At 68.0% G+C, this 26,431-nt stretch carries 24 protein-coding genes; 5 read left to right on the top strand and 19 right to left on the bottom strand.

Going from position 1 to position 26,431, the window contains the following annotated elements; genetic code table 11:
* The 14 genes from G9Q80_RS20080 to bchF form a co-directional block, all read right to left on the bottom strand.
* Nucleotides 1–574, bottom strand: a 574-nt coding sequence (locus tag G9Q80_RS20080) for an aminotransferase class I/II-fold pyridoxal phosphate-dependent enzyme (RefSeq protein WP_168246573.1), incomplete at its 3' end; no start/stop codon positions are given.
* Nucleotides 564–1,379: a putative photosynthetic complex assembly protein PuhE gene (puhE, locus tag G9Q80_RS20075; protein WP_088715726.1), complete on the bottom strand. Its 816-nt coding sequence runs from the start codon at nucleotides 1,377–1,379 to the stop codon at nucleotides 564–566. The genes G9Q80_RS20080 and puhE, both read right to left, overlap by 11 nt.
* 61 nt (nucleotides 1,380–1,440) lie before the next feature.
* On the bottom strand, nucleotides 1,441–2,565 hold the full coding sequence (gene acsF / locus G9Q80_RS20070) for a magnesium-protoporphyrin IX monomethyl ester (oxidative) cyclase (protein WP_088715727.1): 1,125 nt from the start codon (nucleotides 2,563–2,565) through the stop codon (nucleotides 1,441–1,443).
* The gene (locus G9Q80_RS20065; protein ID WP_043143925.1) at nucleotides 2,562–2,858 is read right to left on the bottom strand and encodes an O2-dependent cyclase accessory protein; all 297 of its coding nucleotides are present in this window, start codon (nucleotides 2,856–2,858) and stop codon (nucleotides 2,562–2,564) included. The genes acsF and G9Q80_RS20065 overlap by 4 nt, the downstream gene beginning before the upstream one ends.
* 17 nt (nucleotides 2,859–2,875) lie before the next feature.
* A complete protein-coding gene (gene puhC / locus G9Q80_RS20060) occupies nucleotides 2,876–3,349 on the bottom strand; it encodes a photosynthetic complex assembly protein PuhC (protein WP_088715728.1) in 474 nt (157 codons plus the stop codon).
* Between the two features lie 10 nt (nucleotides 3,350–3,359).
* Nucleotides 3,360–4,001: a photosynthetic complex putative assembly protein PuhB gene (gene puhB, locus G9Q80_RS20055; RefSeq protein ID WP_088715729.1), complete on the bottom strand. Its 642-nt coding sequence runs from the start codon at nucleotides 3,999–4,001 to the stop codon at nucleotides 3,360–3,362.
* A gap of 21 nt (nucleotides 4,002–4,022) precedes the next feature.
* Entirely contained in the window at nucleotides 4,023–4,790 is a 768-nt protein-coding gene (gene puhA / locus G9Q80_RS20050; protein ID WP_088715730.1) for a photosynthetic reaction center subunit H, read from the bottom strand.
* 43 nt (nucleotides 4,791–4,833) lie between these two features.
* Complete coding sequence (locus G9Q80_RS20045) at nucleotides 4,834–6,270, bottom strand: PucC family protein (protein ID WP_088715731.1); 1,437 nt, start codon at nucleotides 6,268–6,270, stop codon at nucleotides 4,834–4,836.
* On the bottom strand, nucleotides 6,267–6,947 hold the full coding sequence (bchM, locus tag G9Q80_RS20040; RefSeq protein WP_088715732.1) for a magnesium protoporphyrin IX methyltransferase: 681 nt from the start codon (nucleotides 6,945–6,947) through the stop codon (nucleotides 6,267–6,269). The genes G9Q80_RS20045 and bchM overlap by 4 nt, the downstream gene beginning before the upstream one ends.
* The gene (gene bchL, locus G9Q80_RS20035) at nucleotides 6,948–7,847 is read right to left on the bottom strand and encodes a ferredoxin:protochlorophyllide reductase (ATP-dependent) iron-sulfur ATP-binding protein (protein ID WP_088715733.1); all 900 of its coding nucleotides are present in this window, start codon (nucleotides 7,845–7,847) and stop codon (nucleotides 6,948–6,950) included.
* Nucleotides 7,848–7,953: 106 nt separating this feature from the next.
* Nucleotides 7,954–11,526, bottom strand: a complete 3,573-nt coding sequence (locus G9Q80_RS20030; RefSeq protein ID WP_088715734.1) for a magnesium chelatase subunit H — start codon at nucleotides 11,524–11,526, stop codon at nucleotides 7,954–7,956.
* The gene (gene bchB, locus G9Q80_RS20025) at nucleotides 11,516–13,045 is read right to left on the bottom strand and encodes a ferredoxin:protochlorophyllide reductase (ATP-dependent) subunit B (RefSeq protein WP_088715735.1); all 1,530 of its coding nucleotides are present in this window, start codon (nucleotides 13,043–13,045) and stop codon (nucleotides 11,516–11,518) included. The genes G9Q80_RS20030 and bchB overlap by 11 nt, the downstream gene beginning before the upstream one ends.
* Nucleotides 13,042–14,319, bottom strand: coding sequence for a ferredoxin:protochlorophyllide reductase (ATP-dependent) subunit N (locus G9Q80_RS20020; RefSeq protein ID WP_088715736.1), 1,278 nt, complete (start codon nucleotides 14,317–14,319; stop codon nucleotides 13,042–13,044). The genes bchB and G9Q80_RS20020 overlap by 4 nt, the downstream gene beginning before the upstream one ends.
* Nucleotides 14,316–14,804, bottom strand: coding sequence for a 2-vinyl bacteriochlorophyllide hydratase (bchF, locus tag G9Q80_RS20015; RefSeq protein ID WP_088715737.1), 489 nt, complete (start codon nucleotides 14,802–14,804; stop codon nucleotides 14,316–14,318). The genes G9Q80_RS20020 and bchF overlap by 4 nt, the downstream gene beginning before the upstream one ends.
* 335 nt (nucleotides 14,805–15,139) lie before the next feature.
* On the opposite strand from bchF, the gene G9Q80_RS20010 reads away from it, so the two are divergent.
* From G9Q80_RS20010 to G9Q80_RS19990, 5 genes are all read left to right on the top strand, one after another.
* The gene (locus tag G9Q80_RS20010) at nucleotides 15,140–15,925 is read left to right on the top strand and encodes a cobalamin B12-binding domain-containing protein (RefSeq protein WP_229754840.1); all 786 of its coding nucleotides are present in this window, start codon (nucleotides 15,140–15,142) and stop codon (nucleotides 15,923–15,925) included.
* A gap of 46 nt (nucleotides 15,926–15,971) precedes the next feature.
* Nucleotides 15,972–17,435 (top strand): transcriptional regulator PpsR, encoded by a 1,464-nt coding sequence (ppsR, locus tag G9Q80_RS20005; protein WP_210426224.1) that lies wholly within the window; start codon nucleotides 15,972–15,974, stop codon nucleotides 17,433–17,435.
* 65 nt (nucleotides 17,436–17,500) lie between these two features.
* A complete protein-coding gene (gene chlG, locus G9Q80_RS20000) occupies nucleotides 17,501–18,412 on the top strand; it encodes a chlorophyll synthase ChlG (RefSeq protein ID WP_088715738.1) in 912 nt (303 codons plus the stop codon).
* Nucleotides 18,409–19,698: a BCD family MFS transporter gene (locus G9Q80_RS19995; protein WP_088715739.1), complete on the top strand. Its 1,290-nt coding sequence runs from the start codon at nucleotides 18,409–18,411 to the stop codon at nucleotides 19,696–19,698. Before chlG ends, G9Q80_RS19995 begins: the two co-directional genes overlap by 4 nt.
* Nucleotides 19,699–19,701: 3 nt before the next feature.
* Complete coding sequence (locus G9Q80_RS19990; protein ID WP_184757190.1) at nucleotides 19,702–20,880, top strand: geranylgeranyl diphosphate reductase; 1,179 nt, start codon at nucleotides 19,702–19,704, stop codon at nucleotides 20,878–20,880.
* A gap of 264 nt (nucleotides 20,881–21,144) precedes the next feature.
* On the opposite strand, the gene G9Q80_RS19985 is transcribed toward G9Q80_RS19990, so the two are convergent.
* The 5 genes from G9Q80_RS19985 to G9Q80_RS19965 form a co-directional block, all read right to left on the bottom strand.
* Nucleotides 21,145–21,840 (bottom strand): DUF4336 domain-containing protein, encoded by a 696-nt coding sequence (locus G9Q80_RS19985; protein ID WP_088715741.1) that lies wholly within the window; start codon nucleotides 21,838–21,840, stop codon nucleotides 21,145–21,147.
* A gap of 128 nt (nucleotides 21,841–21,968) precedes the next feature.
* On the bottom strand, nucleotides 21,969–22,739 hold the full coding sequence (locus G9Q80_RS19980) for an ATP-binding cassette domain-containing protein (protein ID WP_043143954.1): 771 nt from the start codon (nucleotides 22,737–22,739) through the stop codon (nucleotides 21,969–21,971).
* Nucleotides 22,740–22,742: 3 nt separating this feature from the next.
* Nucleotides 22,743–23,855 (bottom strand): ABC transporter permease, encoded by a 1,113-nt coding sequence (locus tag G9Q80_RS19975; RefSeq protein WP_088715742.1) that lies wholly within the window; start codon nucleotides 23,853–23,855, stop codon nucleotides 22,743–22,745.
* An 85-nt stretch (nucleotides 23,856–23,940) separates the two neighbouring features.
* Entirely contained in the window at nucleotides 23,941–24,852 is a 912-nt protein-coding gene (locus G9Q80_RS19970) for a sugar ABC transporter substrate-binding protein (protein ID WP_043143957.1), read from the bottom strand.
* A gap of 267 nt (nucleotides 24,853–25,119) precedes the next feature.
* A complete protein-coding gene (locus G9Q80_RS19965; RefSeq protein ID WP_088715743.1) occupies nucleotides 25,120–26,400 on the bottom strand; it encodes a flavin-dependent oxidoreductase in 1,281 nt (426 codons plus the stop codon).
* Nucleotides 26,401–26,431: the final 31 nt, after the last annotated feature.

The following is a 26,431-nucleotide window of genomic DNA, read 5'->3' as shown; positions in this document are numbered from 1 at the left end:
CGCCATCCATCGAGTAGACGGATTCGAAGGCGACGATCTTGGGCGCGTTGGCGGGCAGCGCCGCCAGCTTGCGGTCCAGGTCCTCGGGGTCGTTGTGTTTCCAGATCACCTTGCGGGCGCGGGAATGACGGATGCCCTCGATCATGCTGGCGTGATTGGCCGCGTCCGAGAGGATGACCGCATCCGCCAAACGGCTGCCCAGGGTCGAAAGCGCGGCCCAGTTCGAGACATAGCCCGAGGTGAAGAGCAGCGCCGCCTCCTTGCCGTGCAGGTCGGCGAGTTCCGCCTCCAGCGCGACGTGATGCGCATTGGTGCCGGAGATGTTGCGCGTGCCACCCGCCCCGGTGCCGCACTGATCCACCACCTCCTTCATCCGCGCACGAACCGCCGGATGCTGGCCCATCCCGAGGTAGTCGTTCGAACACCAGACGGTCACCTCGTCCGGCGTGTCGGCGTCATGGCTGCGCGCGGCGGGAAAGGCCCCGCAGCGGCGTTCGAGTTCCGCGAAGATCCGGTAGTTGCCCTCTTGTTTGAGCGCGTCGAGCTGGGCGGTGAACAGGGCGTCAAATTCCATGAGGTTCCTCCGGGTGTCGTGTCGTCGTGGCAGGGCGGGGCGCGGGCAGCATCCAGCGCCAGAGTTTCGCATCGGGCAGGGGCAGCACCATCAGCCAGTGTTCCAGCAGCGCCAGCGCGGTCAGGGCCGCCAGCAGGGCGAACCCCGTGGCCGCCCCCGGCGTCGGCGCCGCCACCAGCCGTTCCAGCCAGCAGGCGGTGGCCAGGCTCAGCGCCGTGACCGACACCGGGAACAGCCAGTTGAGCCGCTGCACGCGGAAATGGCTGGCCAGGTGCGACAGCGCCTCGGGGATGAACTCGGTGTTTATCCGGGGCACGCCGAAATAGAGGTTCAGCTTGGCCGAGATGCGCGCGAAATAGAGGATGGTGAAGGTCCAGGGCGCAACGCTATTCGCGGCGTCATGGCCGTGCAGCCAGATCGCGATCAGCACGGCGGCCAGCAGCATCTCGTGGTAGGCGATGGTGCCCCAGGCGCGGATGAAGCGTTCCCATTCCGGCAGGCCACGGGGGCAGGCATAGGGATTGGGGCCGGTGATCGCGCCGGTCATGAAGGACAGCTCGATCCAGCCCCAGACCGCCAGCGCCGACAGGAAGGCCCAGTAGGCGCCGCCGGGGCCTGCCAGCGCCTGGGTGACGTGAATGCCCCAGGCGCCCAGTGCCAGCAGGGGCAGGCCCGCCAGCGTGACCGCCCGCCGCGCCCGCGCCCCGCGCCGGTCCGCCATGCGCACGACGACCAGGATCGCCCCGGTGGAAAACCACCAGAGAAACAGCGCGGCCAGCGCAGCGATCCAGGGCGCGCCCGTCATGACGGGCACACCCGAAAGGCGCTGTCTGCACAGGGGCGCCGGGGGATATGCGCCCGGTCGCTCAATAGGCCGGCTCCAGCCGGGTGCTGGCCGGCAGGCGATGCTTTATCGCCGGGATGAAATAGAGCCCGGCAAAGGCCGTCACCGCCCGCACCTGCGCCGAGATCCGCCGCGCGAACCCGGCCACGCCGCCCTGTTTGCGGGCGCGGTCAAGATCGGCATTGGCCTTTTGCAGCCGCTTCAGCCCGGCCGACCAGCGCGGGCTGTCGATGTCCAGCGTGATCGGAAAGATCTGTTTCGACAGGGCGCTGGTCTTGGCAAAGACCTCTTGCCCGTACCAGTCCGGATCGACGCCAAGCGCCTTGTGAAAGGCGGGTCGCTGATGGTCGCGGACATACATCGTGGCAAAGACCGCCGTGAGAAAGAACTTGATCCACAGCACGTTGACGCCCGAGGTCAGTTTCGGATCGGTCTTCATCAGCAGGGCAAAGGCCTCGCCGTGGCTGAACTCGTCGTTGCACCATTCCTGGAACCACTTGAAGATCGGGTGAAAGCGGTGCTCGGGGTGCGCCTCGAGGTGGCGATAGATGGTGATGTACCGCGCGTAGCCGATCTTTTCCGACAGGTAGGTGGCGTAGTAGATGAACTTGGGCCGGAAATAGGTGTATTTCTTCTTCTGCGTCAGGAAGCCCAGGTTCACCGCCACGCCTGCCTCGCGCAGGGCGTCGTTGATAAAGCCCGCGTGCCGCGCCTCGTCCCGCGCCATCAGCTGGAACAGCTGGGTCACGTCCTTGTTGGTGCCGCGCCGCTTCATCTCCTTGTAAAGCACGCAGCCCGAGAATTCGGCAGTGCAGGAGGAGATCAGGAAGTCGATGAATTCCTTGCGCAACTGCGGCTCCATCCCGTCCCAGTCGATCCGGTCCCAGTCCTCGTTCTTCTTGAAATGGCCCTTGTTCGGGTCGCTGACCATCTGCGCGATCAGCCGGTCCCAGTCGTCGCGCACCGGGCTGACGTCGATGGCGTCCAGCTCGTCGAAATCGGTGGTGTAAAAGCGCGGCGTCAGCAGGGTGTTCTGCATCGCCGTCTCGGTGGCGGCCTTGCTGTCGAATTTCGCCTGTTCCGCCTGGATCGCCAGGCCTTCCTCGGCGGTGGTGGCGTCGGCGCTGTGCATGTTCTGGACGTTCATAGCGTGACCTCCTCGGAGAAGGAGAATTCGCAGAGTTCCATAACCTCGAAATCGCCGGTCAGCCGGGTCCAGAGCCGTTCCAGCCCGGAGGCGCGGACGATCGTCGCCTCGCGCGCCTCGCGGATCACCTCGCCGTAGGGCGCCATGATCTCGGGTCCGTGGACCCGGACGCTGTCGCCGGGGTAGACGGTGGTGCCGTTATCGAAACGCACATGCGCGTGCAGGCTCTCGAACCTGTGCGAGATCTCTACCGTGCAGGGCGCCCTTTCCAATTCATGTGTCAGCCATCCCATTTATTGGCCTCCTTCCCTCATTGCGCCAGCAAACGCCCGAAGGCCCTGGCATTGTCTGCGCCGAACCCCATCAGGTCGGCGCGCCACCCGGTGCTGCTGTCGTGCAGCTCGAGCCTGCCGGTATCGCGTTGCAAGAGCGTGACGGGGGCGTCAGGCGCGACACCATGTTTGCCACGCTCGTGCAGCAGGACCCGGTAGACACCGGAGATGAATCCACCCACTTCGGGCGTAAGATCGGCAATCAGCACACCCTCGGGCGTGTGGACCCGCGCGGCACCGGCCATGTCGCCGGACAGCACGATCTCGCGGCTGAGGGTCACGGCGCCGCCCGGCGGCAGTGCCTCCAGCGGGCGGTCGGTCAGGCGGGCGGCGGTCACCAGTGCCAGCACCGTCAGCATCAGCAGGCCCACCAGCCGCACCATGACGCGCGGGACAAGCTCCTTGTCGTCGGCGGGGCGTCTCAGGCGGGGCGGCATTGCGGTGCGGGACATTGCGAAACCTCTACTCTGCGGCCAGGGTCGCGGGGCGGGCAGGGGTGCCACGGGCCACGCGGGGCGTTGCGATCTCGGCCTCGGCCTGGTCAGCCAGCAGGCGCGCGACGTTTTCGGCCTCGGGGATGCAGCGCAGCGCGGGCTGTGTGCGGCGCAGCACCCAGGGGCGCACATGCGGCCAGCACACCAGGTAGGACAGGCGCACGTCCCCGGGCAGCAGGTCCAGCGCGACGGTCCCGGTGCCCCGGCGTCGCAGCGACAGGTCGGCGCTGCGGATCTGGCTGTAAGGCAGGTTCAGCGTCACCGTCAGCGCGGCGCCGATGCGCATCGCGACCCGGCGATTGGTGATCGTGTAGACCGTGGCCCGGGCCTGGACAAAGCCCACGATCATCAGCAGCACGCAGACGATCGCGCCCAGGACCAGGAAGGGGGACGAGGCCGCAAAGGCCTGAACCGCGCTGCCCTGGTCGACCAGGGTGACAAAGCGCCAGGCCGCCAGCCCCACAAAGTAGAGCGCCACCCATTTCAGGTTCAGCGCCTCAACCGTCAGCGCCCACCAGTCCGGGCGCCCCTGCCAGAGGATCTGCTCTCCCTCCGGTGGGCGTTCGGGCAGGCCGCGGACCGGCTCGAAGGCGAAATCGTCATGGCTCATGGCGCTCTTCCTTTCCCGGTCTCAGCCCAGTTGCGGGGCCTGCCGCGCGGCGCTGGCGTAAAGCGTGCCGCCGCCGTACCAGGCACAGATCTTTTCCTCTTCCAGCAGCGTCACCTGCCGGGGCGAGGCATGTTGCGGCACGCCTGCGAACTGCGCGCCAAAGATCGAGCGCACGCGCACGCTGTCCTTGCGGATGCGGGCCATCGTCATCGGGATCAACCGCTTGCCCGCCTCGTCGTCCAGCGTCACCTCCAGGTAGCGGACCAGCTGTTCCGGCGCGTCCACCCACATGTCGGAAATCTTGCCGACGACGGCGCCGTCCCCGGCCACAACGGGCAGCCCGCGCGGATCGCGCCCGGCGGCGACGTGAAAGGTTCCGGTGGCATTCATCGGCACGATCTTGGGGTGTCCGTGGCCATCCAGTTCCGGCACGTCTCGCCGTGCCGCCCAGGAAGCAGGCCCGACACCATCGGCCATCGGGTCGCCGGTCGGCTCAAAGGGGAACCCGTCCGAGGCGGCGGTGCGTGCCAGCGCCAGGTCGGCCCGTTCCCTGTTCTGGCCCGACGGCACGGTGACGGTGCCGCGCCCGTGGGGCAGCGTAAAGGTCTTGTCGTCGGGAACCGGGAACATGCCCTGGTTGGGCGCCGGGTCGCCGTCGTCGTTTTCGAGCGGATAGCCCTCGCGCATGTTCTCGCGCTGGATGTAGTAGATCAGCAGGGCGAAGAATACGAGAAACAGCCAGAGCGCCAGGCTCGCCAGGTCGAAGTTGCCGAAGAAGGGGTCTGCCATTGGTCTGTCCTTTCCAGGGTGTCCGTGCTCTCGACTCGGGGTCTCAGGTGGGGAAATCCGCAAGTCCGATGCGGGTCTCCGATTGCGGGGTGGGGGGCGGCCTGCGCAGGCGCACCAGCGGGCCAAGGGCCGCGAGGGTCACGAAAAGCAGCCCGATTTCCAGGTGGTAGACAAAGGCATAGCCGGTGGCGGGGGATTGCAGCGCGGTGCCCAGGCCGCCGGCGCTGGCCAGCGCCCCGATCCAGTCGCGCAGGCCTCCGCCCAGGGCGATGGCCAGCCCGGCCCCTGTGGCCTGTGCGGCCCCCCAGGCGCCCAGGGCAAGGCCGTGCCCGGCCCGGCCGGTGGCGGGCATCCGCATCGCCGCCAGCAGGGTCGAAACTGCAAAAAGCCCGCCGCCCAGGCCGATCAGCCCGGCCCCGGCAAAGAACAGTCCGGGCGCTTGCATCGGTGCGGCAAAGACCACCGCGCAGAAACCCGCGATCCCGCTCAGCATCCCGGTGCCCGCCATGCGCATGGCGTCCCGCCCGCGCGCCAGGGCCCGGCCAGCCAGGGCAAAGCCCGCCAGCGCGCCCGCCGCCCAGATGGCGGTCAACAGCGTCGTGGTTGACACGCTCAGGCCCAGGATCTCGCCGCCGTAGGGTTCCAGCAGCACGTCCTGCATGTTGAAGGCCAGCGTGCCCAGGAATACCACCGCCAGCAGCCGCCCGGCCTCTCCGCCAGCCAGCAGGTCGGACCAGGCCTCGGCAAAGCGCGGGCGGGGCGCCTCGCGCTCGGCGCGCGACATCGGGCGCATGTGTTCCTGTTTCCACAGCGCGACCAGGTTCAGCAGGATGCCGACGACCGCCGCGCCCTGCACCACGCGCACCAGCGTCAGGGGGCTGAAGTCCCGCAACAGCCAGCCAATCACCACCGCCGAAACCCCCATGCCCAAGAGGAACATCACGTAAAGCAAGGCAACCACGCGCGGGCGCGTCTCCGCATCGGCGCGGTCCGTGGCCAGCGCCAGCCCGGCGGTCTGGGTCATGTGCAGTCCCAGGCCCGTCATCAGGCAAGCCAGCGCCGCCAGCACCTCTCCGGCAAAGGGCAGCTGGTGCACCGCGTCGCCGGACAGAACCAGCAGCGCAAAGGGCATGACCGCCAGCCCGCCCATCTGCCAAAGCGAGCCGAACCAGAGGTAGGGAATGCGTTTCCAGCCGATCGCGCTGCGGTAGGTGTCCGACCGGAACCCCAGCAGCGCCCGGAACGGCGCGATCAGTACCGGCAGGGCGATCATCGCCGCGACCACCGTGGCCGCCACAGACAGCTCGACGATCATCACCCGGTTCAGCGTGCCCAGCAGCATCACCGTCGCCATGCCGACCGAGACCTGGAACAGCGACAACCGCAACAGCTGGCCCATCGGCAGGCCGGGGCTGGCGGCATCCGCAAAGGGCAACAGCCGCGCCGTCAGGGCCTTGAGATGGGCGGGGCGCAGGATCATGAGGCCAGCTCCATCGCCTGGCTGATGTAGAAGCCGACCGAAACCCGCTCCAGCACCGCCAGCCGCCCGGGCGCCCCGGCGCGTCCCAGCGCGCGCGACAGGCGGGCCGGGGCATGCGGCACCATCACCGGCGACCGGTCGGCGCGCGGGAACAGCTGTCCCATGCGCCACATTGCCATCAACAGGGGCGTGCGCGGCGCCACGGTAAAGACCAGGCGGCCCTCGGTGCGGCGGGCCAGCCCCTGCAGGGCCTGCGCGATGTCGCTTTCGGCGTAGTAGATCAGGCTGTCCATCGCGGTCACATGGTCGAACCGGCCCAGCGCCGGGTCCAGCATGTCGCCGCTGGTGAAATGTACCTGCCCGCGCAGGTCGATGGGCAGGCGGTCCCGCGCGATCCCGACCAGCGCCGGGGAAATGTCGACGGCCACCACCTCGGCCCCGCGCGCCGCCAGTTCGGCGGTCATCTGTCCGGTGCCACAGCCCGCGTCCAGCACCCGCGCCCCGCGCAGGTCACCTGGCAGGCGCGACAGGATCTGTGTCCGCATCGCGTCCCGTCCGCGCCGCACGGTCTCGCGGATGCGGCTGACCGGCGCATCGCTGGTCAACCGCTCCCATGTGCGGGTGGCGGTGGTGTCGAAATAGGTCTCGACCCGGGATCTGGTGGCCTCGTAGCTCATTCAGTCGAACCCCAGCATTTCAAAGATGTCGCGGTCTTCCATCGGCGCCGGCGCCAGCGGTTCGGTCCCGCGCCAGAGCGTCTCGGCCAGCCGCAGGTATTCCGCCCGGCAGGCGATGATGTCGTCTTCGTCGTCCATCTCGAAAAGCGTCTTCTTCTTCAGCCGCGAGCGGCGAATGGCGTCCACGTCGGGCATATGCGCGATCCGGTCGAAGCCGACCCTGGCGCAGTAGCGATCGACCTCGTCGGTCTCGCGCGAGCGGTTGGCGATACAGCCCGCCAGCCGCACCTTGTAGTTGGCCGACTTGGCCTGCACCGCGGCGATGATCCGGTTCATCGCGTAGATGCTGTCGAAATCATTGGCGGTCACGATCACCGCCCGGTCGGCGTGCTGCAGGGGCGCGGCAAAGCCGCCGCAGACCACGTCGCCCAGGACGTCAAAGATCACCACGTCCGTGTCTTCCAGCAGGTGGTGCTGTTTCAACAGCTTCACCGTCTGGCCCACGACGTAGCCGCCGCAGCCGGTGCCGGCGGGCGGGCCGCCCGCCTCGACGCAATGCACGCCGCCCCAGCCCTCGGTCACGAAGTCCTCGGGGCGCAGCTCCTCGGCGTGGAAATCCACCTCCTTGAGGATGTCGATCACCGTGGGCTGCAACCGGCCCGTCAGGGTAAAGGTGCTGTCATGCTTGGGGTCGCAGCCGATCTGCAGCACCCGCTTGCCCATCTTGGCAAAGGCCGCCGAGAGGTTGGACGAGGTCGTCGACTTGCCGATCCCCCCCTTGCCGTAGACGGAAAAGACCTTGGCCCCCTCGATCCTGGCGTCGGCGTCCTGGTGCACCTGCACCGATCCTTCACCGTCCTGACCGCGCCGCAATTGCGGGATGTCGTCTCTCGGGCTCATGAAGTCCTCCAAACGGGGCGCAATGCCCCTTGTTTCTTTGGGCCGGAAATACCTCGGGGTCCGGGGCAGAGCCCCGGTCCGACCGTGCCGGATGCGCAATGCCCGGTCATTCCGCGGCCACCCCTTCCATCCGGTCCTCCAGCGCATCCGCCGCCTCGCGCAGCGCCGCCAGGGTTTCGGCGCTGGTCTGCCAATAGGCGCGGTCGTGCGCCTCCAGCAGCCGGTTCGCCATCCGGGACGAGGCCGCCGGGTTCAGCGCCGCCAGCCGGTTGCGCATCTCCTCGTCCAGCACGAAGGTCTCGGAAATCCGCTGATAGACCCAGGGTTCGACCGCCCCGGTGGTGGCCGACCAGCCCAGCGTGTTGGTGACGTGGCTCTCGATCTGGCGGACGCCTTCGGCGCCATGTTTCAGCAGCGCCTCGTGGAACTTGGGGTTCAGCGAGCGGGCGCGGGTTTCCAGCGCCACCTGGTCGGCCAGGCTGCGGACCTTGCCCGCGCCCCGCGTCGTGTCCGAGATGTAGACGGCGGCGCCCTGACCGCCGCGCGCGCGTTTCACCGCGCGGGAAATCCCGCCCAGCGTGTCGAAATAATGGTCCACCGTGGTCACGCCCAGCTCGACGGATTCGAGGTTCTGATAGGCCAGGTCGACGCGGGCCAGCGCCCGTTGCAACAGCGCCGGGCGGGCCTGTGCCTTGCCATCGGTGCCATAGCCGAAACTCTTGCGCGCCTCGTAGGCGTCGGCCAGTTCGTCCTCGTCGCCAAAGGCCGAGGAATCCACCATCTGGTTGACGTTCGACCCGTAGGCGCCCTCGGCGTTGGAAAAGACCCGCAGCGCCGCCTGGGCCATGTCGCAGCCGGTTTCCTCGATGCAGGCCAGCGCATGGGCGCGGATAAAATTGCGGTCGGCGGGCTCGTCGGCCTCAGCCGCCTTCAGCGCCGCCTCGGCCAGCATCCGGGTCTGCAGGGGCAGCAGGTCGCGGAAGATGCCCGACAGGGTCATGATGACGTCGATGCGGGGACGGCCCAGGTCCTCCAGCGGGATCAGTTCGGCGCCGCAGAGCCGCCCGAACCCGTCGAACCGGGGCCGCGCACCCATCAGCGCCAGGGCCTGCCCGATGGGCGCGCCGTCGGACTTGATGTTGTCGGACCCCCAGAGCACCACGGCGATGCTGCGCGGCAGGGTCTTGTGCGTGTCCAGCAGCAGGTCTGCCTGCGCCGCGCCGTCGCGGCAGGCCAGCGCGCTGGGCATCCGGAAGGGATCGAAGGCATGGATGTTGCGCCCGGTGGGCAGGATCTCGGGAGAGCGGATCAGGTCGCCGCCCGGCACCGGCGGGGTAAAGCGCCCCTCCAGCGCCCGCATCAGCGCGGGCAGTTCAGTATCACGCCCCAGTTGCGCCGCGATCCCCTCGCGGTCGGCCTCGGGCGGCAGCAGGTCCAGGTAGCTGTTGCACGCCTCGGGCGACATGGCGCGGCCGACCACATGCAACCCCTCGGGGATCAGCGCCTCTTCGGTTTCCAGCAGGCGCAGCCAGAGCGCTTCGGGGTCGGTGTCCACCATGTCCAGCGCCTCTGCCTGGTCGGCGATCAGCGCGGCGATCTCGTCGCGGGCGGGATCGCCGGGGGCGGCGCCGCGCCAGCGGGTCAGGCTGTCCTTCAGCTCGGCCAGCCCCTTGTAGAGCCCCGCCGTCGCCAGCGGCGGCGTCAGGTGAGAGACCGTCACCGCGCCGCAGCGCCGCTTGGCCAGCGTTGCCTCTGAAGGGTTGTTGGCGGCATAGAGATAGACGTTCGGCATGTCGCCGATCAGGCGGTCGGGCCAGCAGGCGGGGCCGGGGCCAGCCTGCTTGCCGGGCATGAATTCCAGCGCGCCATGCATCCCGAAATGCAGCAGAACGTCGGCGCGGAACTGGTCCCGCAGCCAGAGGTAGAACTGTGCAAAGGCATGGGTCGGGGCAAAGCCGCGCTCGAAGAGCAGGCGCATCGGGTCGCCCTCGTAACCGAAGGCGGGTTGCAGCCCGACAAAGACCTTGCCGAAGGTGGCGCCCAGGATGAACACCCCGCGCCCGTCGCTCTGGACCTTGCCGGGGGCGGGACCCCACTGCGCCTCGATCTCGTCCAGCCAGGGGGTGTCGGTCACGATCCGTTCGGCGCCGACGTGGTCGGCCACGTTGGCCTCTTGCCCGTACTGGCGGGCATTGCCCCCTAGCACCGTCTCGCGCAGCGCCTCGACGCTGTCGGGCGGGGTCAGGTCATGGCCGCGGTCCGCCATCGCGTGCAGCGTGTTGAATAGCGATTGGAACACGTCCAGGTAAGCGGCTGTCCCGGCCGCGCCCGCATTGGGCGGAAAGCCGAACAGGACGATGCCGACCCGCCGTTCGGCCACCCGTGAACGGCGCAGCGCCGCCAACCGATCGACCCGGGCGGCCAGCGCCTCGATCCGGTCGTGACAGGGGGCCAGCGCCTTGACGGTCGAGGCCGCCTGGCAGGCCCGCGCACACCCGTCGCAGCCCGACGGCCCGTGGCGCCCGGCAAAGATCGTCGGGTTGGTCGCGCCGTCCAGCTCGGGCAGGGCGATCAGCATGGTGGTCTCGATCGGACCCAGCCCCTGCGCCGAGGCGGCCCATTCGCCCAGCGTCTGGAACTCCAGCGGATGCGCGGCGACATAGGGCACGTCCAGCGCCTGCAACAGCGCGGTGGCGGCGGCGTTGTCGTTGTAGGCCGGCCCGCCCACCAGCGAGAACCCCGTCAGCGACAGCAGCGCGTCGATCCTGGCGCCGTGCTGGTCCTGGAAATAGCCTTCGATGGCGGGTCGCCCGTCCAGGCCCCCGGCAAAGGCGGGCAGGACGCGCAGGCCCCGCGCTTCCAGCGCGTGAATGACGGCGTCGTAATGTGCCGTGTCGCCGGACAGGACATAGCTGCGCATCATCAGCAGGCCGACGGTGGCGCGCGGTGCCGCCGGGCCGGGCAGGGCGGCGGGATCGGTGGCGATGCGGTTGGGTAGGTCGGGGTGATACAGGCCCACCTCGGGATAGTCCTGCGGTGCCGGGGCTTCGGCCCCGCGCCAGTCCGCGTGGCGGCAATAGCGCGAGATCAGGAAGCGGATCAGCGCCTCGACATTGTCGTCGGACGCGCCCAGCCAGTATTGCATGGACAGGAACCAGGCCCGCAGGTCCTGCGCGCGGCCCGGGATCAGCCTCAGGATGCGGGGCAGGCGGCGCAGCATCCGCATCTTGCGGGCGCCGTCCTGCACGCCCGACTTGCCGCTGCCGCGCAGCTTTTTCATCAGCTTCGACACGCCGCTGTCCGGGGCGGCCATGTCCAGCCCGCCCATGCGGGTCAGCTTGACGATGCGCGCGTCCGAGATCAGCCCCGCCATCGCGTCACAGCTTTCGCGCCGCGCCTGCAGGTCGGGTAGGATCGCGCGGATGTGCTCGTCGAGGAACAGGAGGCTGGCGACGATGATGTCGCCCGTGGCGATGTCGCGGCGCGCGGCCTCCAGCGCCTCGGGGTGTTCGCCCCATTCGGCGGCGGCATGGATCGCGACGCGCAGGCCGGGAAACTCGCCCCGCAGCCGATCCGCGGCGCGGGCGCAGGGACCGGCGGCATGAGCGTCCAGCGTCAGGATCACGACGCTGTAGCCGTCCGGGGCGCCGGGGCCGCCTATGAACCCGTCATCGCGCATAATGGGCCTTTGCGTCATAAAGCGTGTCCAGCCCGATCCGGGTCAGCCCGCGTTCGCTGGCATAGGTCTCGGTGTTGCGGCGCGCCTTGCCGCGCACGAAAAAGGGCACCTTGCGCAGCTCGCGTTCCGCCTCGTCCAGCCAGATGACCTCGCCGCCGGTGTCAGGCGCCTCGGCGGGAGCGGGGGCGGGATCGACAACGCGCGGCGTGGCGGCGCCGCCGTGGTGGCTGGCCCCGGCATCGTCGTGAAACTCGAAATCCTCGCGGAACATGGTCAGCAGGTGTTCCTCCAGCCCCATGACCAGCGGATGCACCCAGGTGTCGAAGATCACGTTGGCGCCCTCGATCCCCATCTGGGGCGAGTAGCGGGCGGGAAAGTCCTGGACGTGGACCGGCGCGCTGATGACCGCGCAGGGAATGCCCAGGCGCTTGCCGATATGGCGTTCCATCTGGGTGCCCAGGATCATCTCGGGGGCCAGCTCGGCGATGCGGGCCTCAACCTCGAGGTAATCCTCGGTGATCAGCGCCTCGACGCCATAGTCGCGTGCCAGGGCGCGGATCATCCGGGCCTGTTCGCGGTTGTAGCAGCCCAGTCCCGCCACCTCGAACCCCATCTCGTCGCGGGCGATGCGGGCGGCGCTGGCCACGTGGGTGCCGTCACCGAAGATGAAGACGCGCTTGCCCGTCAGGTAGGTGCTGTCGACGCTGGCGGAATACCAGGGCAGGCGCAGGCGGCTTTCGTCCAGCGCCAGCGACCGGCCGGTCAGGGCCGCGACCTCGCCCAGGAAATCGCGGGTGGCGCCGACGCCGATGGGCACGGTGCGGGTATAGGGCTGGCCCAGCTCTCGCTCCATCCAGCGGCAGGCGGCCTCTCCGGTCTCGGGGTACATCAACACGTTGAAATGCGCGGCCCCCAGCCGGGTCAGGTCCTGCGGGGTGGCGCCGTAGGGCGCGCAGACGTTCACGCCGATCCCCATGTCGCCCAGAAGGGCGGTCAGTTCGGTGATGTCGTCGCGGTGGCGGAACCCCAGCGCCGTCGGGCCGATCAGGTTGCAGGTGACATGGGCCGACCTGTCCATCGGGCGGGCGAGGGCGCGGACAAGCTGGAACAGGGTCTCATCGGCGCCGAAATTCTCCTTGCGCTGGTAGCTGGGCAGGTCCAGCGGGATCACCGGCACCGGCAGGCCCATCGTCTCGGCCATGCCGCCGGGATCGTCCTGGATCAGTTCCGCGGTGCAGGAGGCGCCGACGATCATCGCCTGCGGCCGGAACCTGTCATAGGCGGCCAGGCAGGCGGTCTTGAACAGCTGCGCCGTGTCGGCGCCCAGGTCGCGCGCCTGGAAGGTGGTGTAGGTCACCGGCGGACGGTGATTGCGCCGCTCTATCATGGTGAACAGCAGGTCGGCATAGGTGTCGCCCTGCGGCGCATGCAGGACGTAGTGCAGCCCCTTCATCGCCGTCGCGACCCGCAGGGCGCCCACATGCGGCGGGCCTTCGTATGTCCAGACCGACAGCTTCATTCCGCCGCCTCCAACCGCAGGGCCGCGCGGCGGCGCAGAGGGCGCGAGAAGAGCCCGGCCAGGTCGCCCGCCTGTTCGTAGAAATGCACCGGGGTAAAGACCAGTTCGATGGCCCACTTGGTGGCCAGCCCCTCGGCCTCCAGCGGGTTGGCAAGGCCAAGCCCGCAGACCGTCAGATCGGGGCGCGCGGCGCGGCAGCGGTCCAGCTGACGTTCGACGTCCTGTCCCTCGGCCAGTTGCGGGCCTTCGGCCAGCAGGTCCAGCTCGGGGCCGACGACGGCGCGGTGAATATAGGGCGCGCCGACCTCGATGGCCCGCATCCCGCATTCGCGGGTCAGAAAACGGGCCAGCGGGATTTCCAGCTGGCTGTCGGGGAAGAAGAACACCGACTTGTCGCGCAGGCCCTCGGCGGCCTGGGCCACGGCGCGGGTGGCGCGGGCACGGGGCGCGGCGGTCACGGCATCGAAATGCGCCTGATCAACGCCGAATTCCCGCGCCACGGCGGTCAGCCACGCAGTGGTGCCCTCCTCGCCAAACGGGAACGGCGCGGGAATGTGCCGCGCCCCGCGCCGTTCAAGGGCGGCAAGCGTGCCCCCCAGGAACGGCTGTGTGAGGGCGAAGACGGTGTTCGGCCCGATGGCCAGGCCGCTGTCGGCATGGCGCGCGGGCAGAACGGCGACGTCCTCGATCCCCAGCTTGCTCAGAAGGTCCAGCGCCTGATCCTCGACCACGTCGGGCAGGGCGCCAACAATGACAAGCTGCCGCCGGTCGGTGTCCGGCAGGACCGGGGCCATCGCGGCCAGGCAGGCGTCTTCGCCTTCGGTGAATGTCGTCTCGATCCCCGAGCCCGAGTAATTCAGCACCCGCACCTTGGGGGCATGTCGCGCCGACAGCCGTTCGGCGGCGCGCGACAGGTCCAGCTTGATGACCTCTGACGGGCAACTGCCCACCAGGAACAGCTGGCGGATGTCAGGGCGCCGTGACAGCAGGCGGTCGACCTCGCGTTCCAGTTCCTCTTGCGCGTCGGCCAGCCCGGCGAGGTCCGTCTCTTCGAGAATCGCGGTGCCGAAACGCGGCTCGGCAAAGATCATCACCCCGGCGGCGCTTTGCAGCAGGTGGGCGCAGGTCCGGCTGCCGACCACCAGGAAAAACGCGTCCTGGATCTTGCGATGCAGCCAGATGATGCCGGTCAGTCCGCAAAACACCTCGTGCTGGCCGCGTTCGGCCAGGACGGGGACGTCACGGCATCCTGTTGAGGGGGCGGGTGCACTCATGCGGGCACCGCCGCCTGCAGCCGTGCGGCCCGCAGTTTCAGCAGGAATTGTCCGGCGTTGATGACATAGGCGGCGTAGGCCGCCAGCGCCAGCAGCATCAGCCCGCCCGGTGTCAGGCTGCCCGCCAGCAGCGCCCATACATAGGCACTGTGCAGGGCAATCACGACCATGCTGAAGACGTCTTCCCAGAAGAAGGTAGGCGCAAAGAGGTACTGGCCAAAGACGACCTTTTCCCAGATCGCCCCGGTGACCATGATCAGGTACAGGAACCCTGTCTTGACCAGGATCGAGACGGTCGCCGCCTCATAACCCGCGCCCGTCGCCATGTAGCGCAGCACCAGTGCCAGCGAGATCAGAAAGGCCAGGAACTGCAGCGGCGCCAGGATGCCCTGAACAAGGGTCCAGGCGCTCTCGTCGCGGCGTTGCTTCTGCGCCTGCGTGTAGAGCGTCTCGCGGCCGGCGTCCTCTTGGATCTGTCGCAGCATCTTCGCCCTCCCCAGCGGAGAAATCACCCCCGATGCTAGGGTTCGGACTCGCGAAGTGTCAACTAAAACTTACACCGATGTTGGCAGAATTTCTGGACACTGGTGGGCGGCCGCCAGAAGCTGCAGAGCAGGTCTTGTCCTGTGAAAAAACGCACTATCTCAGATAATGTTCGGTGTTTTCATATGCTTGATGACCGTGAGGGAAACTCGATGTCAATAAAAATTGACAGCTGCCTGTGCCGCCCGCACACTCATAAGATGCGCTGGCGACTCGTTTATAGCGAAAGCCGCCGGCGCCACCATCCAGGAGGGGGGATGGTCGCATGGAGCACAGCATGAGTGGGCGCGACCAGTCCGACGACCGGGACACGGCGATACGGTTCCTCGTCGAGGCGGCGCTCAAATCCGTTGCGGACAAACGCAGAATTCGGTCTCCGCAAACCAAGGATGACTGGATCGACCGTCTCTGCGAAGAGATCATGTCCGCGTCCGAGACCAGCCACCAGGCGGTCCTCTCGTCCCTGATCGCAACTGGCGTGACCTCGGACGAGGTGCTGGGCGATTACGTGCCCGCCGTGGCGCGGCGGATCGGCGAGCTCTGGGTGCAGGACAAGGCCACGTTCGTCCAGGTCACGATCGGCGCGGCGCGGCTGCAGGCCCTCTTCCAGAACCGCACCGACCTGCCCAGGGGCACCTGGCTGGACCGTACCGTGCCGCTGGGACAGTCGATCCTGATGATTCTCCCGGCGGTCGAGGACCACACCCTGGGCGCCTTCGTTGCCGCCGACCAGTTCCGCCGGCACGGTCTCTGGGTGCGCATGGCGATCCGTCTTTCGAACGCCGAACTGCTGCGCGTCGTCGAAGAAGGCCGGTTCTCGATGCTCGGGATCTCGATGGCGACCTACAAATCTGTTGAAAACGTTCAGGAAATCATAAAGAATCTGAAGTCCAGCCTTGATCGGTGCCCTCCGATTGTCGTTGGCGGCAAATATGTTGCTGATTCCGACGGTGTCGAGGTTCTGACCGGGGCTGACCTTGCGGTCCGGTCGGCGCGTGAGGCAATAGAGGGATGCGGACTTGCCTCTGTGGCCAAGTCGCTGACCGTCGACTCGCTTGCGTAGCTACTGCGTTAGGAGCTGACGCATGTAAGACAAGTGAGGATGCACATTGACACGGCAGGATGCGTCATCGGAGTTCGAGCACGTCGGCATCTTGCCGGACGCGTCTTCGGTCGGCCAGATCATCGAGCACACCTCCGACATCGCCGTGCACGTCGACGCCCGGGACATGGTCATCGGCATCTTCGTCAGTCCCGAATGCCCGGCCTTCGGGTGCCTGGATCACTGGGTGGGGCGCAAGTTCGACACTTTTCTGAACGTCGAAAGCAAGGTCAAATACGCCGCCCGCCGCGAGAGCCTGGCCGAAAGCCCGCAGCATTTCGGCGGCCCGCTTGAACTCAATCACTACGACAATGCCGACTGGGAATTCCCGGTGCGCTACGTGCCCCTGCCGGTCAACGGGGGAGAGACGCTGCTGCTGATCGGGCGCGACATGCAGCCGGTGGCCGAGGTCCAGCAGCGGCTGGTCAACGAGCAACTGGCCCGCGAGCGGGACAAACTGCGCATCCGCAGCGCCGAGACGTTTTTCCGCGTGGTGCTGGAGGCGGCCGAGACCCCGCTGATCCTGGTCGACCCGGACACCGGGCGCATCCGTGACGCCAACCGCGCCGCCGCCGCCCTGCTGGGGGCCAAGCCCGACACGCTGCCCGGCAGCGCGCTGAACCAGGCCTTCGAGGGCCGCCGCCGGTCCGAGCTGATGGAGGCGCTGCAGGCGGCGGGGGGGCAGGACGACCGCCCCGGCATCGACCTGGTGGCGCGCCGCAACGACAAGCCCGTGGTCCTGTTCCCCGAGTTCTTCCGCGCCGCCGGAGAGCTGGGCCTGCTCTGCCGGCTTGCCGCGACCCGCGAGGAAGCCAGCGGCGGAACCGAGGTGGGGCAGGCGCTGTCGACCCTCTTTGACGCCACCAGCGATGCCATCGTCCTGCTGGACGTCAACGGCATGATCCGCGAGGCCAACGAGGCCTTCCTTGTCATGGCCGATGCGGCGCAACTGCGTGACGTCAAGGACCGGCCCTTTTCCGATTTCCTGGTGCGCGGCGGGGTGAACAGCCGCCTGCTGATGGACAGCACCCAGCGCGAGGGACGCATCCGCAGCTTCATGGCGCAGTTCCGCAGCGTCGTGGGCACCCGCACCACCGTCGACATCTCGACGGCGCAACTGCGCAAGGGCGGGCGTGACCAGGGCATCGGGCTGATACTGCGCGATGTCTCGAGCGGCGATCTGGCGGTCGACGGGGCCGCCGGGGCGGCGGTCAGCGAAGAGGCGCTCAAGAACGTCATGGACCTTGTCGGCACCGCCTCTCTCAAGGAGCTGGTTTCGGCCACGTCGGACGTGATCGAACGCATGTGCATCGACACCGCGCTGCAACTGACCAAGAACAACCGCGTCGCCGCCGCCGAGATGCTGGGCCTGTCGCGGCAAAGCCTTTACGTCAAGCTGCGCAAGTACGACATGCTGAACGGCGAGCCGTCGGACGCCGGCTCGGGCGACCAGGCGGGCCGGTCGGGCTAGGCCGGCAGGGGTTCGGTCAAAGAAAACCCTTTCTCCGACTCGATGTGTGTAGTTTACTTGACGGTATGGATGTATCGTCAGGTTTACATGCTGCGCGCCGCACCCCGCACCCGCGGGCGGTGCTGACCTTGGTCAAGCCGATCACCTGGTTTCCACCGATCTGGGCCTATCTCTGCGGCGCGGTCTCCTGCGGTGTTGCCGTCAGCGCGGCGCCGGGGCAGGTGATCCTGGGCATGGTGTTGGCCGGCCCGGTGGTCTGCGGCATGAGCCAGGCCGCGAACGACTGGTGCGACCGCCATGTCGACGCCATCAACGAACCCGACAGGCCGATCCCCTCGGGGCGCATCCCGGGTCGCTGGGGGCTGTGGATCGCGCTGGCGATGACACTGCTGGCGCTCTGGATCGGGTCATTCCTGGGGCCCTGGGGCTTTGGCGCGACGGTCTTTGGCGTGCTGGCGGCCTGGGCCTATTCCGCCGAACCCGTGCGGCTGAAACGCTCCGGCGTCTGGGGGCCGGGGCTGGTGGCGCTCTGTTACGAGGGGCTGCCCTGGTTCACCGGCGCCGCCGTTCTGTCCGCCGGGGCGCCCTCGGCGCAGGTGATCGCCATTGCGGCGCTCTATGCAACGGGCGCGCACGGGATCATGACGCTCAACGATTTCAAGGCGCTGAAGGGGGACCGCCAGATGGGGGTGAACTCCTTGCCCGTCACCCTGGGGCCAGAGCGCGCCGCGCGCGTGGCCTGTGTTGTCATGGCGCTGCCGCAAGTGGCGGTGATTGCGCTGCTGACGCTCTGGGGTGCGCCGGTGCTGGCACTGGTCATCGCGGCGTTGCTGGCGGGGCAGGTCTGGGCGATGACCGTCCTCCTGCGTGATCCCGAGGGCCGCGCGCCCTGGTACAATGGCACCGGCGTGCTGATGTATGTCAGCGGCATGATGGTCGCCGCCTTCGCCTTGCGGAGCCTGGGGGCAGGGGCATGACGCTGGGCTGGCTGTCGATTGTCCGGCTGGGACTGGTGCAGATGTGCCTGGGCGCCATCGTCGTTCTGACGACCTCGGTTCTGAACCGGCTGATGGTGGTGGAACTGGCCTTGCCCGCGGTCCTGCCGGGACTTCTGGTGGCGCTGCACTACGGCATCCAGATCACCCGCCCGAACTGGGGGTTCCTGTCCGACATCGGCGGGCGCCGGAAGCGCTTCATCATCGGCGGCATGGCGGTCCTGGGTCTGGGCGCCGTCGGGGCGGCGCTGGGCGTGGCCCTGTTCGACACCGCCTTTGCCGCCGCGCTGATCCTGTCGATCCTGTCATACGCGCTGATCGGGTTGGGGGTGGGGGCCTCGGGCACCTCGCTGTTGGCACTGCTGGCGACGGCGACGGAACCGCGCCGCCGCGCTGCCGCCGCCACCATCACCTGGCTGATGATGATCGCGGGCATCGCGCTGACGGCGGGCGGCATCGGCGCGCTGCTTGATCCCTACAGCCCGGCGCTGCTGCTGCGCATCGTGGCGGGCGTCACGCTGGGCGCGCTGGTGCTGACGGTTCTGGCCACCTGGGGGATCGAGCGCCACCTGGCCCCGCCCGCGCCTCAGGCCGCGCCGCCCTCGCTGATCGAGGGCCTGCGCGAGGTCTGGGCCGAAGCGGATGCGCGCGCCTTCACGGTTTTCGTCTTTCTCTCGATGATCGCCTATTTCATGCAGGAACTGATCCTCGAACCCTACGCGGGCCTCGTCTTCGGTTTCACGCCCGGACAGTCCACCACCTTGAGCGGCGCACAGAACGGCGGCGTCTTCCTGGGGATGCTGGCGGTGGGCGTGGCGGCGACGGGGCTGCGCATCGGCAGCCTTTGTGCCTGGGTCGTGGCGGGCTGTCTGGGGTCGGCGGCCAGCCTGGCGGCGATCACCCTGACCGGCGCCACCGGCAGCGCGGCGGTGCTGATGCCCGCTGTCGTGGCTTTGGGCCTGTTCAACGGCATGTTTGCGGTGGCGGCCATCGGGTCGATGATGGCGCTGGCCGGGCAGGGTCGCGGCGCGCGCGAGGGCACGCGCATGGGCCTCTGGGGCGCGGCACAGGCCATTGCGGCGGGCTTTGGCGGTCTGACAGGGGCGGCGGCGGTCGACCTGCTGCGCCTGATTCTGGTGCCCGACGCCTCTGCCTTCGGGCTCGTTTTCCTGGCCGAGGCCGGGCTTTTCATCCTTGCCGCGCTGATGGCGCTGCGGGTCATCCCGGACCGTCGCCACGTGGCGGTCCGGATCACGCCGGGGGAATAGATCATGTTCGATGTCATCGTGGTGGGCGGCGGCCCCGCCGGGGCCACCGCCGCCGAAGACCTGGCCCGCTCGGGCCACCGGGTTGCACTGCTGGACAGGGCCGGGCGGATCAAGCCCTGCGGCGGTGCCATCCCGCCCCGGCTGATCGCCGATTTCGACATCCCCGACGATCAGCTTGTGGCGCGGATCACCACCGCGCGGATGATCTCTCCCACCGGACGGCGGGTGGATATCCCGATCGAGAACGGCTTTGTCGGCATGGTCGACCGCGAGCATTTCGACGCCTTCCTGCGCGCCCGTGCCCGCCGGGCCGGGGCGCGGCTGTTCTCGGGGACCTTTCGCCGGATCACCCGCGACGCGGCGGGCCCGCAGGTCGTCTACCGCGACAAGGCCAGCGGCGAAGAGCGCCGCCTGGGCGCCCGGCTGGTGATCGGCGCCGACGGCGCGCGCTCGCTGGTGGCCCGGGCTGAGGTGCCGGGCGGCGATCGCATCCCCTATGTCATGGCCTACCACGAGATCATCGACGCCCCCGCGGCCTCCGGGCAATACGATCCGCGCCGCTGCGACGTGGTCTATGACGGGCGGATCTCTCCGGATTTCTATGGCTGGGTCTTTCCGCACGGGGCCTCTGCCAGCGTCGGTATGGGGTCGATGGTGCAGGGGGTGGACCTGAAACAGGCCACCGCCGACCTGCGCGCCGCCTCGGGGTTGAGCGCCTGCCGCACCCTGCGCCGCGAGGGCGCGCCGATCCCCTTGCAGCCGCTGGCGCGCTGGGACAACGGGCGCGACGTGGTGCTGGCGGGCGATGCCGCCGGCGTGGTCGCCCCCAGTTCGGGCGAGGGGATCTATTACGCGATGGTTGGCGGCCGCGTGGCCGCCACCGCCGCCGCCGCCTGCCTGGCCAGCGGCCGGGTGCGTGACCTGCGGCTGGCGCGGCGCCTTTTCATGCGCGAGCACAAGACGGTGTTCCGGGTGCTGGGGTCGATGCAGCGGGCCTACTACCGCTCGGACGAGCGGCGAGAGCGTTTCGTCTCGCTCTGTCATGACGTCGACGTGCAGAGCCTGACCTTCGAGGCCTACATGAACAAGAAGCTGGTCGGCGCCCGCCCACTGGCACATCTGAAGATCGGGCTGAAGAACCTCGCCCACCTGACCCGGCTGGTTCCCTCGGGCTATACCTAGGCGGGCAGGGGCCGCGCCTTTGCCCGCCGTCGGCGCAGTGGCCGGGCGGGGAGGGGCAACCCTGTCATGAAAGGCTGAAAACGGCGGCCGCCGGACGGATCGTGCCGAACCGGGGTGTCAGTCCCGGTCCTCTCGGGGCGTCGCCCCCTTGTTCCGCGCAGATCAAAAGGCCCCCGAGCGGGGTCGTGATCCGGTTTTCAGTGCTAGCGGGGCAGAGGATGCGGCGGGCAGGTTGACGAAAGATGAGCACGGCGTGCGTTGCGCTCAACGGGCCCAGTCGAAGGCCCGCGCCAGCAGCCGCTCCGCGTTTTGCGTGACCACAGGCCCATGCGCCATGACCATCTGGCGCACCGGCCAGGCGCGCAACCGCTTTAGCGAGTGGCGCAGGGCGCGGCGATTGGTAAAGGCGATGCGGAACTTGCGCGGCACCGTGGGCGCGGACGCGGTCATCAGGTCGATGCGTGCCACCGTCGCCCGCCAGCCGCGGTTCATCCCCTCGGGCAGTTGCTGCAACAGGTCGGTAAAGATCGCGGTGCCGCTGGGACGGTGAAAGAATACCACCTCCGTGGTGATCCGGTTGCCTGCAAAGACAAGCTGGTCCAGCGTGTCGGCCCAGTCCGGCGGGGGCACCTCGTCCAGCGGGTGATCGACCGCCACGCCGGGGGATTTCGCCTGCACGCCCGGCGCCGCATGAACCTGCGCCGCCGGGTAGGCCGAGGCCCAGTGCGCCAGAAAGCTGTGATGCAGGTCATTGGGCGCCACCAGGTGCCGCACCGGCCCCAGGCTGGCCAGGTCGCGGGCCAGGGCGGGATCGGGCGCGATGGGCGAATGCACCCACAGACCGCCGTCGGGCAGGCGGGCGACGCACATGCGGGTGGGGAAATCGAAACCTGCGGCGCCCCGGATCGGCGGGCCGTCGACTGTCCAGAGGTCGTGCCCCAGCGGGATCAGCCTTGTCATCACTTGCCTTTAGCGGATGAAATCAGAGAGTGTTTCATCGTATGGCTGTATGATTGACTTTGCAACGGCGTCTTGCGCTGGATGGCAGGAACCCGCCGTTGGGCCGGCGGGTCCCTGCAGGGGCGGCGTCAGATCGCCGCCAGTTCGCCTTCGAGGTCCTTCATCTCGGCCCCGCCGGCCATCAGGCGGCGGATCTCGTCATGGCTGAGCTCTCCGGCCTTGCCCGCGCCGATCACCTGCCCCAGCGCAAGGAAGGTATAGCGGTCGGCCACCAGCTGAGAGTGGATCTCGTTGTGGGTGATGAAGATGATGGCGATGTCGCCGCGCTTGCGCACGCGCTTGATCGTCTTCAGGACCTCCATCTGCTGCTTTTGCCCCAGGGCGCTGGTCGGTTCGTCGAGGATCAGCACCTTGGCGCCAAAGTAGATGGCGCGCGCGATGGCCAGCGTCTGGCGCTGACCGCCGGACATGGTGCCCACCGCCTGGGTCGGATCGCTGAAGTCGATGCCGATTTTCAGCATCTCGTCATGGGCGATCTTGTCCATTTCCGCCATGCGCAGGGTGCCCAGCGGGCCTTTCAGCTCGCGTCCCATGAAGAAGTTGCGCGTGACGCTCATCAGCTGGTTCACGGCCAGGTCCTGGTAGACCGTGCCGATCCCGGCATCCGAGGCATCGCGGGGCGAGCGGAAGTTGACGGGTTTGCCCTCGATGTACAGCTGGCCAGAGGTGGGTTGGTGCACGCCCGCCAGCGTCTTGATGAGGGTGGATTTGCCGGCCCCGTTGTCCCCCAGCAAGGCGTGGACCTCGCCCGGGTAGACCTCGAGGTTGACGCCGTTCAGGGCCATGAAGGGGCCGAATTTCTTCACGACGTTTTCGACGCGGAGATAGGGTTCGGTCATGGGTCAGATCCCCCCCGTGATGCGTTTGCGGATACGTTCGTTGGCAAAGACCGCCGCCAGCAGGACAAGGCCCACGAAGACCCGGTAGAACGACCCGTCGAGCCAGGGAATGTAGAAGACCGCGTTGGCCACCAGTCCGAAGGTCACGGCGCCGAAGGCCACCCCGATCACCGAGCCGAATCCGCCGGTCATCAGCGTGCCGCCCACGACGGCGATGGCGATGGCGTTGAGTTCCATCAGGTTGCCCTTGGCCGCATCGGCGGTGTTGGTGTCATAGACCTGGCAGGCGGCGAACATGGTGGCGCAGAAGGCGGTGAACATGAACAGGCTGATCTTGACCTTGTTCACCGGCACGCCGTTGGCCCGCGCGCTGTCCTTGTTGTCGCCGGTGGCGTAGATCCAGTTGCCCATCTGGGTGCGCGACAGCACGAACCAGGCGCAGAAGGCGATCACGATCCACCACAGGAAGCGCGCGTCGAACCCGTCGACCCATTGCTCTCCGCGACGGTTGATGTTGCCACCCAGCTGGAACCACAGATCGTAGAACCAGCCGAAGACCTCGCCGCCCAGGATCCAGGCGACCCAGCTTTCCTCCTTGAAATCGGGCAGGCCCGAGATCTGGGTGGACTGGTTGATGAGGCGGAAGCAGACCTCTGTCAGGCCGCGCAGGAAGAACAGGAAGGCCAGTGTCACGATGAAGCTGGACAGGCCGGATCGCACGACGATGGTGCCGATCATCCAGCCGATGAACAGCGTCATGCACAGGGTCAGGATGAAGGCGGTCAGCGGCGTCGCCTCTCCCATGCCGAAGGGCAGCCCCCATTTCAGCATCATGGCCATCGACATGCCGGCAAAGCCGATCATCGAGCCGATGGACAGATCGAATTCCCCGGCGATCATCAGCATGGCGGCGCCGGTGGCGATGATGCCGAACTGCGAGATGATGGCGATGTTATTCTTCAGCCCCAACGCGTTGAACGCCTTGAAGTCCGAGGCAAAGGTGATCGCGGTCACGACGACGAGCATGACGATGAAGGCCCCGGCCTCGGGACGGCGCACAAGGCGCATCAAGGTGGATTCCTGCGTCAGTCGGTCCGCTTCGCTGCGGTCAGACATGAGACCCCCCATTCTGTAAGGATGTATCGAAAAAGGGGACAGGTGTTGCCGCCTGTCCCCGCGATGTTTCCGAATGTGCCCGCGATCAGCGGTTCACGCCCGCCTGCGATTTCACGTCGGCGGCGTTCGAGGCATCCACGAAGCCCGGGCCGGAGGTCACGTTGGCACCCGGCAGCATCCCTGCGTTGGTATTGTAGAGGTGCAGGACGATGACCGGCATGTAGCCTTGCAGGCGCTGCTGCTGGTCGATGGTGAAGGAGACGTGGCCCGCCTCGATCAGGTCCATCACGCCGGGAGAGAGGTCAAAGCAGGACAGGTGCACGTCGGCACCCACTTCCTCGACCGCTTCCCAGGCGGCTTCGCAGACGTGGGGGCCAACCGCCAGCAGGCCGTCGATGCTCTCATCCGCCTGCAGGGCGGCGGCGGTGCGGGTCTTGATCTGGGTGACGTCGTTCGACACGTCGATCTGGTTCAGTTCCTGTCCGAAGGCATCGAAATAGCCGGTGCAGCGGTCCACCAGCGCGGTGTTGTAGGCCTCCTGGTTGAGGCAGAGACCGTTGGTCACGCCTTCTTCCTTGGCGCGCTCACCGGCGGCCTTGCCGGCGTCGTATTCCGGCTGGCCGACGTGCATCAGCGCGCCCACGTCCTTGGAGTTCTCAAGCCCCGAGTTGATGGTGATGACCGGGATGCCCGCATCGACGGCATCGCGGATCGCGCCGCCAAGCGCATCGGCATCGGGCAGCGAGACGATGATGCCGTCCGGGTCGGTCGCGGCGGCGGCCTCGATCAGCTTGGCCATCGCCGACATGTCGCCCGAGGGGTCGAAGTTGTATTCCAGCGTCGCGCCGACGGCGGCGGCGGCGTCCTTTGCGCCTTTCTCGACCACCGGCCAGAACGGGTCGGTGCCCTGGGTGTGGGTGATCATGACATAGCGTTCGGCCGACGCGGCGGATGCCATTGCGGCAAGGGCCGCGGTGGCAAGCAGGATCTTTTTCATGGTGTCTCCTCCATTGGACAATTGCCCGTTTTTCCGGGCATTTGGTGCGGATCGGCTCTCTTCCGGAGCTGTTTTCCGGTAGAAAGCCTAGCAACGCCCCGGGGAGTTGTCAGCAATGGATTGATGCCTCCTCCCGTCCCCCCGCGGCGGGTGGCGTTATCGCTAACGACCCAAGGTCGCTGCGTCGAGGATTTCGGGCCGGTCGGCGGCAAAATTCCCTCATGGATGAGGGGCTGTGACCCCGCATCCTGAGAGGATTCCATCATTTCAGGCAGAAGTGGCGGAAACCCTTGCCTCGCGCCCGATGAGCGGCGGCGCGGCGTTCAGCGTCTCGATGGCGAAACCGGCAGCGGCCTTGTAATCGGCCAGGAAGGCCTCGCGCTCGGCCGGGGGGATCACGGCGTCGATGTCGTCGAAATGCCCGCCGCAGCGTTCGTCGACAAGGTTGAGCAGGCCAAAGGGACCGGCGCCGCGATTGCGCAGGATCAGCTTGGACACCGGTTCGCAGAGGCGGGCGTCATAGGCCTTCAGCGCGGCAGGTCCGGTGCCGTGCTCCAGCAGGCTGGCGCCCAGTGTGCGGGCGTCGATGACCGCCTGGCTGGCCCCGTTCGATCCGGTGGGATACATGGCGTGCGCCGCGTCCCCCATCAGCGCCACCCGGCCCTGCACCCATGTCGGCACCGGGTCACGGTCGATCATCGGGTTTTCAAAGGCGCGCGAGGCGCCCCGGATCATCGCCGGCACGTCCAGCCAGTCATAGCGGAACTGGTCGAAGTGATGCACGAAACTGTCGATCGGCACCTCGCGGAACCAGCCGGTTTCGGTCCAGTCCTCGTCCTCGCCCAGGGTGCGTTCGGCGATCCAGTTGATCTCGGCCAGCCCGTTCTCGTCGGGGGCGGAGATCGGGTAGATCACCATGCGGTGCCGGTGCGTGCCGAGGCCGACAAAGCTGGAACCGGTGCGGATCGGTTTCGCCCGCGTTGTGCCCCGCCACATCAGCGCGCCGCCCCAGTGGATCGGCGGCTGGTCGGGATGCATCTGCGCGCGGATCGCGGAATGGATGCCTTCGGCGCCGATCAGCAGGTCGGCGGTGTCGGTGCGCGTGCCCCCGGCGCATTCCAGGTACAGCGTCGCGCTGTCCTCGGTCTGCGTATAGCCCGCCGCGCGGCTGCCCGTCTGCACTGCGTCGGGGCCAAGCCGGTCCAGCACGAGGTCGTAAAGCGCCATGTGGAACCGGCCACGGTGGACGGCGTATTGCGGCCAGTTGTACCCGGCCTCCAGCCCGCGGGGTTCGGCATGGATGTCGGCTCCGCTGAGCCCGACCAGCGCCCATTCGCGGGCGGGGACGCCGCAGCGGTCCAGCAGCTCTTCGCCGATGCCCAGGTCGAACAGCTCGCGCACCGCGTTGGGTTGCAGGTTGATGCCCACGCCCAGCGGTTTGAGCTCGCGCACTGCCTCGTAGACGGTGCAGGACAGGCCGATCTGGTGCAGCGTCAGCGCGGTGACAAGACCACCGATGCCGCCGCCTGCGATGATGACACGGGTCATTGCGCTCTCCGTTGCTGGGCGCTGATCTGGT

The organism is Mameliella sp. LZ-28, from assembly GCF_012274245.1.
GTDB classification, from domain to species: domain Bacteria; phylum Pseudomonadota; class Alphaproteobacteria; order Rhodobacterales; family Rhodobacteraceae; genus Antarctobacter; species Antarctobacter albus.
This window is presented reverse-complemented; position numbering and strand designations above follow the sequence as displayed.